12 protein-coding genes are annotated in these 15,961 nt (G+C 46.2%); 4 read left to right on the top strand and 8 right to left on the bottom strand.

The features are described from left to right. Position 1: 1 nt before the first annotated feature. Positions 2 to 1,597, bottom strand: coding sequence for an L-aspartate oxidase (gene nadB, locus ACY652_RS06985; protein WP_462267320.1), 1,596 nt, complete (start codon positions 1,595 to 1,597; stop codon positions 2 to 4). 415 nt (positions 1,598 to 2,012) lie between these two features. On the opposite strand from nadB, the gene nadA reads away from it, so the two are divergent. Next, on the top strand, positions 2,013 to 3,005 hold the full coding sequence (nadA, locus tag ACY652_RS06980) for a quinolinate synthase NadA (protein ID WP_462268231.1): 993 nt from the start codon (positions 2,013 to 2,015) through the stop codon (positions 3,003 to 3,005). Between the two features lie 195 nt (positions 3,006 to 3,200). Here nadA and ACY652_RS06975 read toward each other — a convergent pair whose 3' ends face one another. Next, positions 3,201 to 4,634: a DNA/RNA non-specific endonuclease gene (locus tag ACY652_RS06975; protein ID WP_462267319.1), complete on the bottom strand. Its 1,434-nt coding sequence runs from the start codon at positions 4,632 to 4,634 to the stop codon at positions 3,201 to 3,203. Positions 4,635 to 4,856: 222 nt separating this feature from the next. On the opposite strand from ACY652_RS06975, the gene thiL reads away from it, so the two are divergent. Together thiL and ACY652_RS06965 are read left to right on the top strand one after the other, a co-directional pair. Further along, positions 4,857 to 5,897, top strand: a complete 1,041-nt coding sequence (gene thiL / locus ACY652_RS06970; RefSeq protein ID WP_462268229.1) for a thiamine-phosphate kinase — start codon at positions 4,857 to 4,859, stop codon at positions 5,895 to 5,897. An 83-nt stretch (positions 5,898 to 5,980) separates the two neighbouring features. Beyond that, on the top strand, positions 5,981 to 7,048 hold the full coding sequence (locus ACY652_RS06965; RefSeq protein WP_462267318.1) for a sodium:calcium antiporter: 1,068 nt from the start codon (positions 5,981 to 5,983) through the stop codon (positions 7,046 to 7,048). 45 nt (positions 7,049 to 7,093) lie between these two features. On the opposite strand, the gene ACY652_RS06960 is transcribed toward ACY652_RS06965, so the two are convergent. Further along, entirely contained in the window at positions 7,094 to 7,837 is a 744-nt protein-coding gene (locus ACY652_RS06960) for a 3-keto-disaccharide hydrolase (protein ID WP_462267317.1), read from the bottom strand. Between the two features lie 168 nt (positions 7,838 to 8,005). On the opposite strand from ACY652_RS06960, the gene ACY652_RS06955 reads away from it, so the two are divergent. Continuing rightward, positions 8,006 to 9,139: a Fic family protein gene (locus ACY652_RS06955; RefSeq protein ID WP_462267316.1), complete on the top strand. Its 1,134-nt coding sequence runs from the start codon at positions 8,006 to 8,008 to the stop codon at positions 9,137 to 9,139. 82 nt (positions 9,140 to 9,221) lie between these two features. Here ACY652_RS06955 and ACY652_RS06950 read toward each other — a convergent pair whose 3' ends face one another. The 5 genes from ACY652_RS06950 to thrA form a co-directional block, all read right to left on the bottom strand. Next, positions 9,222 to 10,592, bottom strand: coding sequence for a DNA recombination protein RmuC (locus ACY652_RS06950; protein ID WP_462267315.1), 1,371 nt, complete (start codon positions 10,590 to 10,592; stop codon positions 9,222 to 9,224). Positions 10,593 to 10,654: 62 nt separating this feature from the next. Further along, positions 10,655 to 10,897 carry a hypothetical protein gene (locus tag ACY652_RS06945; protein WP_462267314.1) on the bottom strand — a complete coding sequence of 81 codons (243 nt, stop codon included), beginning with the start codon at positions 10,895 to 10,897 and terminating at the stop codon, positions 10,655 to 10,657. Between the two features lie 81 nt (positions 10,898 to 10,978). After that, positions 10,979 to 12,292 (bottom strand): threonine synthase, encoded by a 1,314-nt coding sequence (gene thrC, locus ACY652_RS06940; protein WP_462267313.1) that lies wholly within the window; start codon positions 12,290 to 12,292, stop codon positions 10,979 to 10,981. Between the two features lie 18 nt (positions 12,293 to 12,310). Next, a complete protein-coding gene (locus ACY652_RS06935; protein WP_462267312.1) occupies positions 12,311 to 13,300 on the bottom strand; it encodes a homoserine kinase in 990 nt (329 codons plus the stop codon). Between the two features lie 50 nt (positions 13,301 to 13,350). After that, entirely contained in the window at positions 13,351 to 15,807 is a 2,457-nt protein-coding gene (thrA, locus tag ACY652_RS06930) for a bifunctional aspartate kinase/homoserine dehydrogenase I (RefSeq protein ID WP_462267311.1), read from the bottom strand. Positions 15,808 to 15,961: the final 154 nt, after the last annotated feature.

The following is a 15,961-nucleotide window of genomic DNA, read 5'->3' as shown; positions in this document are numbered from 1 at the left end:
TTTACTTCAACACCGTATCTACCGCCTCAGCCGCGTGTTCCGGGTAATCCGTTGTATAATGCAACCCCCGGCTTTCCTTGCGCTGCATGGCCGATTTTACCACGATATAAGATACCTGTATCAGGTTGCGCAGTTCGCATAGCTTTACTGATAGCTTGGTACGCTTATAAAATTCTTCGGTTTCCTCATATAATAAGTGTAACCGGCGCATGGCCCGTTGCAGGCGGAAATCGGAACGTACAATGCCTACATAATCGTTCATCAGCTTTTGCATCTCGCGGATGTTATGGGTAACCAGTACATCTTCGTTTAACAGTTGTACACCTTTTTCATTCCAGTCGGGCAAATTTTCAGGTATATTATTGTTGTTAAACTGCTGCGCCGCATCTTCGTAAATACGATGGGCAAATACCAATGCTTCTAATAAAGAATTGGATGCCAGCCGGTTAGCGCCATGTAAGCCGGTAGAAGAGCATTCGCCGCAGGCATATAAATTTAAAATGGATGATTTACCTACATGGTCTACCATAATACCGCCGCACATATAATGGCAGGCCGGCGATACCGGGATCATATCCTTCGTCATGTCGATACCAATATCCAGGCACTTCGCATAAATGTTAGGGAAGTGGGCCAGTATATCCGCCTTACTGCGGTGCCGTATATCGAGGTATACATAATCTTCGCCCGATTTTTTTATCTCGGCATCAATGGCCCGGGCTACAATATCACGCGGCGCTAATGATTTGCGTTCGTCATACTCCTGCATAAACTCCTCGCCATTGGTACGCTTCAGCACACCGCCAAAGCCACGCACGGCTTCCGAGATCAGGAAGGAAGGATACTCACCGGGATGGTACAGCGCCGTAGGATGAAACTGAATAAATTCCATATTGCGCACCCGGCCCTTGGCGCGGTACACCATCGCCACACCATCGCCGGTGGCAATCACCGGGTTGGTCGTGGTGGCATAAATATGCCCCGCCCCGCCCGAGCCCATTAAAGTTACTTTAGATAGAAACTTATCGGTTTGCCCGGTTTCGGTATTAAAGGCATAGATGCCGTAGCAGGTAATATCAGGGGTGGATTTATCTACATACTGCCCCAGGTGGTGCTGGGTAATCAGGTCTACTGCAAAGTGGTGGGTCAGCATTTCAATGTTGGGGTGCTGCTGTATCTGCTCCAGCAGGGCACGCTCCATTTCAAAACCGGTAATATCCTTATAATGCAGTACCCTGAACTCGGAGTGGCCGCCCTCTTTGGCCAGGTCATAAATACCATCGTTGGTTTTATCAAAGTTGGTACCGTAGTCGATGATTTCACGGATACGTTCCGGCCCCTCGGTTACTACAATTTCTACCACTTCCCTGTCGCACAGGCCATCACCGGCAATCAGGGTGTCCTGAATGTGCTTTTCAAACGAATCCTCCTGTTTATCCACAACTACGGCCACGCCGCCCTGGGCATACTTCGTGTTAGATTCATCGGCATTGGCCTTGGTAACTATCAGAACCTTACCGTGTTTGGCAGCCTTAAGGGCAAAACTTAACCCGGCAATACCTGATCCCACCACCAGGAAATCCACATTTTTGGTCATCGTATTTCTATAATATATGTAAAAGTAGGCGTTATGTGCATAACCGCTTCAAAAGATGTTAATTTTGCGTAAGTAAAAAATGAAAAGTTTTACGAGGTGTGGATAACTCCGCTTTTTGCTGCCGGCAAGTGTAAGTTGCTCTTGAATTTTGAAAACAATTCACAACGAAATTCACATTTCAGTAAGAAGAATTAATTCACATTTTTTGTTTGTTAATAAGGTGTGGATAACAATTTACTGCTGATTATCAGTATTTTATTTCCATTCTGCATAGAATAACCTGTGGATAAAATGGTGATAAGTCAAATTGCAAAACAAACAACACATAAGTTTTGCCCGTTACCAACACCTTAACAAACAATAAGTATATATTTCATATAATTAAATTGTATTTATTAGTGTGTGAAAAATGATGATGGACGTAGCTGAGGAAATTGAGATAAAAGGTTTTGCCGATGAGTACATCGACCCCTCGCTGGACCTGTACCAGGAAATAGAAAAACTTAAAAAGGAGAAGAACGCCGTTGTACTGGCGCACTACTACCAGGAAGGCGATATACAGGACATAGCCGATTATATTGGCGACAGCCTGGGCCTTTCGCAGCAGGCCGCTAAAACGGATGCCGATATTATTGTATTTGCCGGCGTGCATTTTATGGCCGAAACGGCTAAGATACTGTCGCCCAATAAAAAGGTGCTGCTGCCCGACAGTAAAGCCGGCTGCTCACTGGCCGACAGCTGCCCGCCCCACCTGTTCAGGAAGTTTAAGGAGCAGTACCCCGATCACCTGGTGATTACCTATGTGAACTGTACGGCGGAACTAAAGGCATTAAGCGATATTGTGTGCACCAGCAGCAATGCCGTGCAGATAGTAGAAAGCCTGCCGCCCGACCAGAAGATCATCTTCGGGCCCGACCGTAACCTGGGCGCCTGGGTAGCCAAGAAGACCGGGCGCGATCTGGTATTATGGAACGGTGCCTGTATGGTGCACGAAATATTTTCGCGCGAGAAGATCACCAAGCTGAAGGAGCGGCATCCCGGCGCCAAATTGCTGGCCCACCCGGAATGCGAGGAAACCATATTGCAGATGGCAGATTACATCGGCTCTACCACCGGTATTTTAAAATTTGCCACCTCGCAGCCGGAAAAGGAGTTTATTGTGGCTACCGAGTCGGGCATACTGCACCAGATGCAGAAGGATAACCCGGATAAGGTGTTTATCCCCGCCCCGCCGAACAATACCTGCGCCTGCAATGATTGCCCCCATATGAAAAGAAATACGCTGGAGAAGCTTTATTTGTGCCTAAAAAACGAACGCCCGGAAATTACCCTACCGGCAGATATTATTGAAAAGGCCGTAAAGCCGATTGAGCGTATGCTGGAAATTTCGGCACAGTTAGGACTTTAAGCTAATGTGCAGATGAGAATTGATATGCAGATGTGCGTATGTGCGTATGTGCAGATAAGGATTGAAATAGAGATGTGCAGATGAAAACAAAGTTCAAATAAAACAACAAAGCCGCTCAAGTAGCGGCTTTGTTGTTTTTAAATCATCTGCACATACGCACATCTGCATATCTGCACATCAATTCTCATCTGCACATCAAATACCTGTATCCTTCTTTACCTCCACCGCGTCCTGTACGCTTTGTGGCAGGGCGGATAACAGGTTGTAGCCGGTAGCCTGCTCAATATCGCGTACGGTTACAATGTATTTCGTCCAGTCGGTATCAATGGTATTAATGTTCGGCGTGTTTACCGCAATTACGCGGGTAGTGTTGGTTACACGCAAAACATCGCTGTTGCCGGCAGGGATGATAACGGCCACCTTCCATACATTGCTGGGTACGGTTACGCGGTTATTATCAATCTTACTAACTACCGTTGCATTTTTGCTGCCAACGCCGCCAATGCCATAACTTCCCATAATAATGTAAACCTCATTACCGGCTGCTACCTGTGAGCGCAGGTAATTTTCCAAATCAGCCCAGGCTTTCTGGTTATTATTAGGTGCCTGCGGAATCATGTTGGTCATCAGGAACGTTGCCGAATTGGCGTTGGTCGAACTGGTACGGTCGGCCGAAGGGCAGTTGTGCCCGCGGTCGAAACCTGAACCTGAATAGCTGTTACTTTGCACCACGTAATCAGCCGCGGGTAAGCCGCTGAAACCGGCAAAATTATCCAGGCGCGAAGTGGTATTGGTCGTGTTGCTTGCATCCAGGTGCCAGCTTACCCAGTTAGGCGTACTGCGTGACGCGCTATAGGATTCTGCATAATAGCCCTGGTTCAGGTAATAATTATCTAATTGTACCTGGTCTGCACCTGAAGGGTTACCAAACAGCAGGTTACTGTTATCGCCGCTGCCAGGCTGTGCATCAGCGCTTAAAGTGATACCGCGTGTTGGGGCAGCGGTTGAAGTATTGGTGGTATCAACCGGATTGGTATCAGGTGTGCTGATAGAAATACCCGGATCGCCGGTACCCTTAAAAGTAATATCATCAATATTGATACGGATGGCAGTAGCGGAATTTTTTTTGATTTGGAAACGCACCTTACCGGTTACTGCAATCTTAAACGAATCGGTTACCAGTGTGGTATTGGTTTCATTAATATCATTGCCTACCTGGGTGAATGTGGTACCGCCGTCGGTTGACATTAACAATTGCCATACAGAAGCTGCATCGGTACCATATCTGCCATGTTTGATATACAGCGTTTGCAGGCCGCTTACATCAAAATTCATGGCAATGTTACCGTTACGCAGGCGTACGGATTGTGTGCCGTTCTTTAAATCTGCCGGCAGGTTCCCTATCACGGCATCATTAAATGTCCAGCTGCCCGAACTAAGGGTTACATTACCGGTGGCGTAAGCGGTTTTGCTGCCATTATCAAAATTTTCAGTTAAGGTGTAGGTTTTTGGAGCAACAGGAGTAACGGGTGCGGTACCGTTGTTACCGCCCATGTCATCATTTCTGTCCTTCTTACAGCCCGCAACGGCCAGTGCAACAGTAATAAAAAGTAAAAATTTAAACTTCATGTAAAATTATTTAAGTGTACAAATATGCAGATGGATTATTAATTTCATGTTAACTCGTGGTATTGTAATTAAAATATGACAACTTATTTCAAAACAAAATCTTTATTGCGCCTGTTACAACGCGCTGATTTCGGTTCTTTAAATGCGGATATGGCTGTATAAGTACCTCTATTCAAAACTGCTTTTGTATTTTTGCAACCGCAACTACCACTGCTTATGAGCTTGTTCGACAATTCAGAAACCACCAACATATCTCAGTTAGGCGAATTTGGCCTGATTGACCACCTCACCAAGAATGTGAAACTGTATCACCCCGGCTCTCAGAAAGGGATAGGCGATGATGCGGCCGTACTGGATTATACCGGTAAAAAAGTATTGGTGAGTACCGATATGCTGCTGGAAGGCATCCACTTTGATTTGGCGTATACACCGCTAAAGCATTTAGGCTATAAGGCGGTGCAGGTGAACCTGAGCGATATCTGCGCCATGAATGCCACCCCGGCACAGATTACGGTTTCCATCGGCTTATCGAGTAAATACACCCTGGAAGCTATTGAGGAGCTGTACGAGGGTATTTACCTGGCCTGCGAAAAATACCGGGTAGATTTGGTAGGCGGCGATACCAGTTCATCTAAGCAGGGTCTGGTATTAAGTGTAACGGTGTTGGGTTATGCCGATGAAGCGGATATTGCCTACCGTAACGGTGCTGAAGAAGGCGACCTCATTTGCGTATCGGGCGATTTAGGCGGCGCTTACGTAGGTTTGCAATTACTGGAACGCGAGAAGCTGATTTACCTCGAAAACCCCAACATTCAGCCTGATTTAGAAGGCAAGGATTACATTGTAGAACGGCAACTAAAGCCGGAGGCCCGGCAGGATATTGTGGAATTGCTGAAAAGCATGGGCGTAAAGCCTACGGCCATGATTGATGTGTCCGACGGGTTGGCTTCCGAAGTATTGCACATTTGCCGCCAGAGCAATAAAGGCTGTAATGTGTATGAGGAAAAAATCCCCATCGACCCCATGACCTATGAAACCGCCCGTGAGTTCAATCTCGACCCTACGGTATGCGCCCTGAGTGGCGGCGAGGATTACGAGCTGCTGTTTACCGTAAAGCAGGCTGATTACGACAAGATCAAGAACGATGTGGATATCAGCATCATCGGCTATGTTACGGAGCCTGCAGCGGGCTGTAATTTAGTTTCTAAAAGCGGCGGCGTACACGAGCTGAAGGCACAGGGATGGAATGCTTTTAAAAAGTAAGGCTGAAGTATCCGGCAGGTATTGCTGCTCTTAATTTGTTTTGATAAAGTAAATCATAACCTGCTTATCAGTGTTTAGCAGTAATGGATTTGTCTGCTTTATCGCTGCCCTTATTGTTAGCCATTTTTGCTATGGCAGCGGTTACTATCTGGCTGGCAGGTATAAAGCTGTCTAACACTACGGATATACTTTCGGCCCGCTTTAACATTGGTGAAGCATTGGGCGGTGCCATTATACTGGCTATAGTAACTAATTTACCGGAAATCGCCATCACAGTAAGTGCCGCTTTAAAAGGTGATTTAAGTATTGCTATCGGCAACATATTAGGCGGCATAGCTATACAAACAGTAGTGCTGGTAATACTGGATGCCTTTGGTGCAGGCAAAGCCTTCAATTTAACTTATAAAGCAGCTTCCATACCGCTAATTTTAGAGGCGTTATCGGTTATTGCCGTGCTCTCTTTAGTCGTCATCGGGCATCAGCTGCCGGCTTCATTTATATTCTTAAGGGTTGAGCCGGTAAGTATTTTAATTGTGGCCTGCTGGATTATCAGCTTATGGCTGGTGAACAAAGCCGGTAAAAGCTTACCCTGGACGGAGCAGGGCCATGCGCCCGACAGCCAGCCACAACCGGCAGGCCACTCGCAGGATCAGACAGCGCAGCAGGCCAAGGATAAAAGTACTACAAAAGTTATAATGATATTTTTAGGCTGTGCATTGGTAACACTAATTGCCGGTGTAGCGCTGGAGGTAAGCGGTGATGCTATTGCCGGTAAAATACACATGGGCGGCGTAGTGTTTGGTGCTACGGTATTGGCACTGGCTACTTCACTGCCCGAAATTTCTACCGGATTAGCCTCTGTAAAACTGGGAGATTACAAGCTGGCCATGAGTGATATTTTTGGCGGCAATGCTTTTTTACCGGTACTGTTTCTGATAGCCTCTTTAATATCCGGTAAAGCGCCATTACCGCAGGCGCAAAGTTCCGACATCTATCTCACCTGTTTAGCTATGATGTTAACCATCATCTACATTTGCGGTATGATCTTCAGGCCCAAAAGGCAATTTCTGAATATGGGGATAGACTCTGTGCTGGTGTTACTGGTTTACCTGCTTGGCGTTGGCGGCTTGTTCTTGGTCAGCAATCATTAATTAGTACCTAACTGATTAATAATTGCCGTAATTAGAACATAAGTATTATAACTTTTTAATCCTGATATCCCTGAAATAAGTATTATCCAGGTGATCCTGTAAGGCTATTTTACCTTGTGTGGTTTTACCGAAATCAGGGTATACCTGCATCTTGCCTTGTTGTATGGCCTGTTTCCAGGCTGTGCTGCTTAAATCGGCAGTGGCGGTAATTTTATCATTCAGCCATAAGGTAAGTTTACCATTCTGCTGTACAATGCGCCCGGTATTCCATTGTCCGAATGGCTTGGGTTTTACCGACTCATTGGTAGGCACCACATTAAAGATGCTGCCCGCCATCTGGGTAGGATGCCCTTTGTGCACCGGTGAGTTTTCGTCATCCTCCAGCTGCATTTCAGGGCCGGTTACAAAGGTGGCGCCGTGTTTGGCATCTTCCTGTACATTAATAATTACGCCGCTGTTACCAGCTCTGGCAATCTTCCACTCATAGCGGAAGTCGTAATTCTGATAAGGTTCATCAGATATTAAATCGGCATGTATATTTTTTACCTTCGAATCACACCACAACTCGCCGTTGCTTACCTTCCAGGCCGAAGCCGTATCGCCTTTGTTGTAGATATGCCAGTTGTGCAGCGTTTTGCCGTCAAACAGAATTTTGAACCCTTCTTTTTGCTCAGCATCGGTGAGGGTGTTGTGGGAAGTGGCGGCAGGTTGTTGCTGACAGGAGAAAATCAGCATACTGACAAAAGCTAATGTACTAACTAAAGTGAATTGAAATTTATCATTTTTCATAGCCTGTATATAATTGTAAAAAAGTTAAAGATAAATATAGCATTACACTAACATAAATATAGATTACTATAGTTAGCTATTAACTTTATGTATTATCCACTAATTTTAAATATATACAATAGTTTAGTCAAGTTTAATAAATTATCTTTGACTAAAGATTGATATAATATGAATTTTACCGAGTATAAGTCTGGCTATTGGATAAAACAGTATAACTATAAAAGTTTTCAGCCTGCATTAATAAATTCTTCTTGGGTTTGGAGTGACCCCAAAATCAACACCTTACTTGAAGAAGCTACTCGCCAGTTAGGTGAATTAAATGCCTTTACCTATATATTACCTGATGTTGATTTATTCATACGTATGCATGTTATCAAAGAAGCTAACACCTCCAGCAGAATTGAAGGCACACAAACTAATATGGATGAGGCTTTGATGAAAAAAGAAGATATAAATCCTGAAAAGAGAGATGATTGGCAGGAGGTACACAATTATATAGCTGCTTTAAATTTTAGTGTAAAAGAATTAGAAAACTTTCCACTGTCCAATCGGCTGATAAGAAAGACTCATCAAACGTTATTGTCGGGAGTTAGAGGTGAACACAAAATGCCCGGAGATTTTAGGATTAGTCAAAACTGGATTGGCGGATCAAATATTTCGGATGCTATATTTATTCCTCCGCACCCTGCGGAAGTTCATAATCTAATGGGCGATTTAGAGAAGTTTCTGCACAACGATGAGATAAATGTTCCTCACTTAATAAAAATTGCTTTAGCGCATTATCAATTTGAAACTATACATCCCTTTCTGGACGGTAATGGCAGAATCGGGCGCTTATTAATTACACTATATTTAGTTTCAGCAGGATTATTAAAAAAACCTTCGCTTTATTTATCAGACTTTTTTGAAAAGCATAAAGCGTCTTATTATAATGCATTAATGCATGTACGAACTACAAGTGATATAGGGCATTGGATTAAATTTTTTTTGAATGCTGTAATTGATACTTCTAAAAAAGGAAAAAATACTTTCAGCAAAATTTTGGAATTAAAAAATGAAATACACGAACAAATAATAACTTTTGGAAAGAAAGCAGAAACAGCACAGCGTTTGGTTAATTATCTATATACACAACCCTTTATTAATTTGGCAGAAGTTGTCAACGAATTAAAAATTTCTAAGCAATCAGCAAATCAATTAATTGGTGATTTTGTTACCCGTAATATTCTTTTGGAAGTAACAGGATTTCAAAGAAATAGAGTATTTTACTTTAAAAAATACTATCAACTGTTTTCGATATAAACTTGACTATAATATTCTTTAGTCAAGTTTAATTAATTTAATTTGACTATAATATTCTTTAGTCAAATTTAATTAAATCATATCAATCCTCTGCCAAATACCGCTGCTCCATCTGCTTATTGGCCTTTGCCCCTAACTTCTTCACTTTCTCCGCTGTAATCGTTAGGTTACCCCGGCCTTCGGAGAGCTTGTTCATGGCACGGTCAAAGGCGTCCTGGCTGGTTTTGAGGTTGCGGCTCAGGCTGTCCATATCGCCGAGGAAGCCCACAAACTTATCATACATCTCGCCGCTCAAACGGGCAATCTCCATTACGTTGCGGTTCTGGCGTTCCTGCTTCCACATGCTGGCAATGGTGCGCAGCGTAGCCAGCAAGGTGGACGGGCTCACAATCACCACCCGCTTGTCCCAGGCGTCATTAAACAAATCGGCATCTATCTGCACTGCAAAGCTGAACGAGGATTCAATCGGTATAAACAGCATTACAAAATCGGGAGAATTGATCTGCTGCAGGTCATGGTAGTTTTTGGAGGAAAGATTATGCACATGCCCGCGCAGCGATTCTACGTGCGCCTTGGCGTGCAGCTTACGCTCATCCTCGGTTTCGCAATTTACCAGGCGGTCATAGGCAATCAGTGATACTTTAGAATCGATGATCAGGTGCTTGTTATCCGGCAGGTCGATCACCGCATCCGGGAAGTAACGGCTACCATCGTGCGACTGGTAATTGGCCTGCAGTCGGTACTCACGGTCTTTCACCAGGCCTGAGCGCTCTAATACTTTTTCTAAAATAAACTCACCCCAGTTACCCTGCTTTTTATTGTCGCCTTTCAGGGCGGTGGTCAGGTTCTTGGCCTCATTGCTGATCTGGGTGTTCAGCTCCATCAGCTTATTGATCTCCCCTTTCAGGATGTTGCGCTCGGCAGCCTCGGCGTTATATACCTTTTCTACCTTATCCTCAAAGGCCTTGATGTTTTCTTTAAGCGGATTCAGGATATGGTCCAGGTGCGTTTTATTAACGTCCGTAAACTCGCGCGATTTCTCTTTCAGCAGTTTTTCGGCCACATTTTCAAACTCACGCTGCAAATGCTGCCGGGTATTGGCCAGTTCTTCTTTCTGCTCGGCAAATTTTTGCTGCTGGGCTTCGTTAAAAGATTGGGCGCGTTGCAGGTTGCGGTTGGCCTCGGCCAGTTCCAGGCGCTCATCGGTCAGTTCACCGTTCAGCTTTTCAATATCCTGCTGTAATAGTTGTACAATGTTTTCCCGCTCGGTTACCAGGCCCCGGCATTTTTCTTCAGCAATAGCCAGATTGATTTTCAGCTGCTCGTTGGCAGATTTTAAAACATCTGCATCTGCCAAGCTAATGCCTTCCATTACAGGTTGCGGCCTTTTAAGAAAAAGAAATACCGCTATACCTAAAATCACTACCGCTATACCAATTGCTATCATCTCCATTTGATAATAATATTAGCAAATGTAGCGGTAAATAGGCAGGAATGCTAATAGCTGCGGATAGATTAGTTTTTTGTACTGTCTACCGTAGGGCCGTCCACGCCTTTTCCGTTTGAGGAAGCATCCGTACCGCCGGTAGAAGTAGCCGCCGGCGTACCCTGACCCAACTTTTGCAGCGTATCAGACGGGCCCGAATTGCCATTGCTGGCACTGGAATCAGCCGCCGCGCCGCCGGTTTTACTGGTACCGTTACAGGCGGCAATGAGCAAAACAGTACTGCAAGCCAGTATATAGATGAACTTTTTCATTTCTGATCTGATTATATACAAGCAACGTGTGCAATAATCTGTGGTTTCAACCAGATGAAATAAAAACGAATATTTCTTTGATTACGCTTCAGTCAACAGATACTGCCTGAACGCTTCAAAATCATTATTCATCTTAACAGCCTGATGCGCTTTATCCTCTAACTCCTTTACCTGTTGGGGAACCGTAATCTGCTGCCGAATCTCCTTCGTAAATACTTCCGGAAACTTGCAGGGATGTGCGGTAGACAGAAACACACCGGCTACATCCTGATCAGGATGTGCCTGCTGCAAGTCTTTTAAGCCCTGCCAGGCAATGGCCGTATGCGGGCAGGCAATGTAGCTACACTGCTGGTAAAGCTGCTGTATAGCCGCCTGGGTTTGTGCATCGGTATAGCTGCAACCGGTAACCAGCTGCTGTAGCTGTTCCGGTGCATCAGCAAACAGCGAAATAATGCGCACCCAGTTGCTGGGGTCGCCCACATCCATCGCGTTGGATAAGGTTTGCACAGAAGGTTTGGGCTGATAAGCGCCTGTTTTTAAAAACTGCGGCACCGTATCATTGGCATTGGTGGCGGCTATAAACTGCTGTACAGGCAAACCTAACTTCCAGGCCAGTAAGCCGGCGCCAATGTTGCCGAAATTGCCGCTGGGTACCGCAAATACTACTTTATTCTTTCCTTGCCGAAGCAACTGCGCATAAGCGTTAAAGTAATAAAACGTTTGCGGAATCAACCGGGCAATATTGATGGAATTAGCCGAAGTAAGCCGGAACCGACGGTTTAATTCATCATTAGTAAAAGCCCGCTTTACCAGTGCCTGGCAATCATCAAAGGTGCCATTCACCTCTATCGTCCTGATGTTTTGCCCGTGTGTGGTGAGCTGTAATTCCTGTATCGGGCTTACCTTGCCTTTAGGGTATAAGATGGTAACCCTGGTATTGGGTACGCCTAAAAAGCCTAAAGCTACTGCCCCGCCGGTATCGCCCGAGGTAGCTACCAGTACATCCAGCTGCTTTTCACCATCTTGCAGAAAGTAGCTCATTACCCGGCTCATAAAACGTGCACCAAAATCCTTAAAGGCCAGTGAAGGGCCATGAAATAGCTCCAGTACGTATACATCTGCTTCCAGTTGCTTTATTGGTGCCTCGAAGTTAATAGCCTCTTCAATCAGGGCTTTTAAATCATCTTCCAGTATAGCTTCCTGCAATAAATGGCGGGCTACCCTGAATGCAATTTCAGGTAAGGTTAGCTCTGGTAATCGCGCAAAGAAGCTTTCGGGCAACGGGCTAATAGCTATGGGCATATACAGGCCCTTGTCCTGCGGCAGGCTGTTAAACACCGCTTCCTTAAAGGCGATTTGCTGGCGGGCAGCATCATTGGTACTATAGAGTTTCAAAGCAAAATCAGTTTAATGTTAAAAGCGTTCCAGCACCCTCGGCCCGGCTGCATTTACCGGCGATACGTAGCCCTGTGAGTAGATTTTAATATGTGTTAAGTGCTGCTGTAGTTTTTGAGTGATATTTCGGGCCGTAGTTTCGTCTTTAGTTAATGCAAATACCGATGGCCCCGAACCGGAAATACCAAAGCCTACCGCCCCGGCTTCCATCGCCAGTTCACGCATCCGGTAAAAATCAGGAATCAGCATGGAGCGTACCGGCTCCACCAGTATATCCTGCATGCTGCGGCCTATCAGGTCAATATCCTGCATAAACAGGCCGCTTACCAATCCGGCAATGTTGCCCCATTGGGTTACGGCATCTTTGAGCAGTACCTTGTTGCGGATGATCTGCCGGGCCTCGCGGGTAGGCACATCCACATCAGGGAACACCACCGTACAGTATAAGCCTTCGGGGTGCGGCAGCCGGATTACTTCCAGCGGGTCATAACTGCGCACCAATATAAAGCCGCCCAATAGTGCCGGGGCTACGTTATCGGCATGACCATGTCCGCAGGCCATTTCCTCGCCTTTCATGGCAAAGGGCAGCAGCTGCATTACATCGGTTTCATCATCCAGCAGGGTCTTGGCTGCAAACAAACCCGCCACCGTACTGGCCGAACTGGAGCCTAAGCCGCTGCCAATCGGCATTTTCTTATGCAGCTCAATATCCAGTCCCAGCTCGGGCCGGCCAATGGATTGCAGGTAATGTTGCACGCTTACACTTACCGTATTTTTAGCCGGATCTAACGGCAAACGGCCATCATCACCGGTAATTTTGCTGATGGTGATACCCGGCTTATCGGTGAGGCGCATCACCACCTCGTCGCCTGGCTCATTTACGGCAAAACCCAGCACATCAAAACCGCAAACTACGTTGGCTACGGTGGCCGGGGCAAAAACGCGTACACTCGCCCCCCGGCCCCCTGAAGGGGGAGTTGAAGTTGCGTTTATATTTATGTTATTCATTAAAACTTTTGTGCTGAAATTTTTAAAGTAAAATAACTTCTGTTCCCCCTTCAGGGGGTTAGGGGGCTTGCTCCCACATTAATTAAATCTGCAAATACACCTGCGGCAGTTACTTCGGCGCCTGCACCGGGGCCTTTTACCACCATAGGGCGCTCCTTGTAGCGGTCGGTGGTAAAGGCAATGATGTTATCACTGCCCGACATCATGTAGAACGGGTGCTGGTCGTCCACCATCTGCAAGCTGATGCTGGCTTTACCGTCTTCCAGCTTGCCGATATAGCGCAATACCTTGCCGCTGCTTTCGGCCCGTTGTTTGAGTTGATTAAAGTAAGCATCCTCAGCTTTAAGCGATTCATAAAAATCGTTAACCGTTTGGGCGGCTATGCTGGCCTGCGGCAAAATATTTTCCAACTGCACATCTTCGGCTTCCATACGGTAACCGGCATCGCGGGCCAAGATGAGTAGTTTGCGCATAAAATCGGTGCCGCGTAAGTCGTCGCGCGGGTCGGGCTCGGTATAACCTTTTTCCTGCGCCAGCTTTACCACATCATGAAAATTGGCCTCCCCTTTAAAGTTGTTAAAGATAAATGATAGGGTGCCTGATAATACCGCCTCAATGCGCTGCACCCGGTCGCCGCTGATCATGAGGTCTTTTAGCGTACGGATGATGGGCAACCCTGCCCCTACATTGGTTTCATAAAAGAAATCCACCCCGTGCTGTATCGCCAGCCGATGAAAGGCATCATACTGATTATAAGCGGCCGAATTACCCAGTTTATTACAGGTAACCACCGAAATGCTGGCCTTAAACACCTCGGCATAATGCTCAATAGGCGCTGCACTGGCGGTATTGTCTACAAACACGCAGTTAGGCAGGTTCATCTCTTTCATTTGCTGTACAAACTCCTGTAAATTAGCTTGGCTGCCTCGCTCCTGCAATTGCTCCTGCCAGTTTTTTAAATCAATCCCCTCCGCATTCAACAGCATTTTACGGGTGTTGCTGATGCCGGCAATTCTTACCTGCACGCGGTTATTCTGCTCCAGGTAAGCGCTATGCTCCTGCAACTGCCTTAGCAGGGTTTTACCAATATTACCGGTACCCAGGCAAAACACATTCAAGGTTTTGTTTAAATTGGTAAAAAAAGCTTCGTGCACCACATTTACGGCCTTTGCCAGATCATTTTCGGTAATCACTACCGACACATTATATTCGGACGAGCCCTGTGCAATGGCCCGGACGTTGATACCATTTCGGCCCAGCGCATGAAACAACTTGCCCGACATGCCCGGCGTCTGCTTCATGTTTTCACCTACAATAGCCAGGATAGAAAGGTTATGTTCGGCCACTGGTGTTTCCAGTTTTTGGGCCAGCAGTTCCAGCTCAAACTCCTGTGCTATCAGTAAGCAGGCTTTGTCGGCATCTGCCGGACTAACCGCAAACGTAATGCTATGTTCTGATGACGATTGGGTAATCAGAATAATATTAATCTGCTCGCGCGACAGCAGGGAGAACAGCCGCCCGCTAAAGCCGGCCTTGCCCACCATACCGCTGCCCTGCACATTAATAACACTTACCTTGTTGATGGAGGAAATACCCTTTATCGCCAGTGCTGAAGGCTGGCATTTATACTGTATGGTGGTACCAGCAAATTCCGGCTCAAACGTGTTTTTAATAACGATAGGTATCCGCTTTAAAAAGGCCGGAATCATGGTGGGCGGATAGATAACTTTGGCACCAAAGTAGGAAAGTTCCATAGCCTCGGTATAGGTGAGTTCGGGCAGCGAGAACGCCTTTTTTACCATGCGCGGGTCGGCGGTCATCATGCCGTTTACATCGGTCCATATCTCAATTTCGCTGGCGCTTAAGGCCGCGCCAAACAAAGCGGCCGTATAATCGCTGCCGCCGCGGCCCAAAGTGGTTACCTGCCCGGCATCGTTGCTGCCGGTAAAGCCGGTAACTATCAATAGTTGCTGCTGGTGAGTAGTGTAAAAATTACGGATCAGCAGTTCTGAAAGTTCCGTATTTACTTTGGCCTGGCCAAAAGTGCTGTCGGTTTTTATGAGTTCAACTGCATCGGTAAACAGTACTTCGGTAAAATGCTGCGCGGCAATACGGGCAATCATAAACGCCGAGCAGCGTTCGCCGTAGCTTAATATCAGGTCGCGTGTTTTTGGCGTTAATTCCTTTAGCGTATGCACGCCCTGCAGCAAATCCTCCAGCTCATTAAAATAGATTTTGAGGCGGGTAAATACCGGGTTTTGCTGCTGTATGGGCAGCAGGGCCTTTACTACTTCAAAATGCCGGTTTTGTAACTCGGTTAAGTGGCCGGTGTATTCCTGCCCCTGCATGGCCTGCTCGGCCATGGTAATGAGCAGGTTGGTAACGCCGCTCATGGCCGATACCACCACGACCGGCAGCGGCGCAGGCTGCTGCTTTAAAATTTCAATAACGGCGGCAATACTTGCCGGGTTGCCTACGGAGGTACCTCCGAATTTTAATACTTTCATGTGCTTAACGGCCTTAAAACAAAAGCGCCTTCCCCTGTTGAAGGAGGAAGGCGCTTTGTGGTTGTTATCTCTTTGTTTACACCATAAACTATCTTCCTCCGTATGTTATACCGGTGGTAATAATAGTAATAATGATGCTGTTTAAAATCATGTG

It is taken from the genome of Mucilaginibacter sp., from assembly GCF_965200995.1.
In the GTDB taxonomy this organism is placed as follows: domain Bacteria; phylum Bacteroidota; class Bacteroidia; order Sphingobacteriales; family Sphingobacteriaceae; genus Mucilaginibacter.
The sequence above is the reverse complement of the archived record's forward strand: the minus strand, read 5'-3'. Positions and strand labels throughout refer to the sequence as shown.

Bases quoted from the DNA above. Each gene is read 5' to 3' on its own strand.
- nadB (WP_462267320.1), bottom strand. From the start codon at position 1,597: ATGACCAAAAATGTGGATTTCCTGGTGGTGGGATCAGGTATTGCCGGG.
- ACY652_RS06950 (WP_462267315.1), bottom strand. From the start codon at position 10,592: ATGGAGATGATAGCAATTGGTATAGCGGTAGTGATTTTAGGTATAGCG.
- nadA (WP_462268231.1), top strand. From the start codon at position 2,013: ATGGACGTAGCTGAGGAAATTGAGATAAAAGGTTTTGCCGATGAGTAC.
- thrA (WP_462267311.1), bottom strand. From the start codon at position 15,807: ATGAAAGTATTAAAATTCGGAGGTACCTCCGTAGGCAACCCGGCAAGT.
- ACY652_RS06960 (WP_462267317.1), bottom strand. From the start codon at position 7,837: ATGAAAAATGATAAATTTCAATTCACTTTAGTTAGTACATTAGCTTTT.
- ACY652_RS06935 (WP_462267312.1), bottom strand. From the start codon at position 13,300: ATGAATAACATAAATATAAACGCAACTTCAACTCCCCCTTCAGGGGGC.
- ACY652_RS06945 (WP_462267314.1), bottom strand. From the start codon at position 10,897: ATGAAAAAGTTCATCTATATACTGGCTTGCAGTACTGTTTTGCTCATT.
- ACY652_RS06955 (WP_462267316.1), top strand. From the start codon at position 8,006: ATGAATTTTACCGAGTATAAGTCTGGCTATTGGATAAAACAGTATAAC.
- ACY652_RS06965 (WP_462267318.1), top strand. From the start codon at position 5,981: ATGGATTTGTCTGCTTTATCGCTGCCCTTATTGTTAGCCATTTTTGCT.
- ACY652_RS06975 (WP_462267319.1), bottom strand. From the start codon at position 4,634: ATGAAGTTTAAATTTTTACTTTTTATTACTGTTGCACTGGCCGTTGCG.